The 656-nt window shown below is 76.2% G+C and carries 1 protein-coding gene; it reads left to right on the forward strand.

Features of this window, described 5'->3' with window-relative positions; genetic code table 11:
• Positions 1–124 precede the first annotated feature (124 nt).
• On the forward strand, positions 125–656 hold a 532-nt coding region (locus ACYVE9_RS29810), incomplete at its 3' end, for a LacI family DNA-binding transcriptional regulator (protein ID WP_461030980.1).

Here is a 656-nt window from a genome sequence, read left to right on the forward strand (position 1 = left end):
CCGGCAGTGCGCGGCGCCGGGCGGGACGGGCCCGGCGCAGGGGTGGTGCCCCGGCGGACCGGTAGGACTCGGCGGACGGACTGTGGTGCGGAAGGGCAGCCAGCGGCGGCCGACCCTGTCGGATGTGGCGAGGCGGGTCGGCGTCAGCGCGAAGACGGTCTCGCGGGTGCTGAACGGGGACGGGCCGGTCGCCGAGGACACCCGCGCCCGCGTCCTGGCCGCGGTCGCGGAGCTGGGTTTCCGGCCGAACCTCATGGCCCGCAACATGCGCGCCGGTACGAGTGACTCCACGGTCGGCCTGGTCGTGCCCGACATGGGCAACCCCTTCTTCGGCACGGTCGCCGGCGCGGTCGAGGCGGCGGTTCGGCAGCACGGCCTGACCCTGCTGGTGGGGTCGTCGGGTGAGTCGGCGGAGCAGGAGGGGGCGGTGATCTCGTCCTTCCTCGCCCGGCAGGTCGCCGCACTGCTGGTGGTGCCGGCAGCGGACGCGGACCACGCCCGGCTGCGCCGGGAGCAGGAGGGCGGGCTGCCGCTCGTCTTCCTGGACCGTCCGGCGGCCGGGCTGGCCGCCGACCGCGTACTGAGCGCCAACCGGGAGGGCGCCGAGCAGGGCACCGCGCACCTGATCGCGCACGGCCACCGGCGTGTCGCCTTTG

Source organism: Streptomyces sparsus (assembly GCF_054776295.1).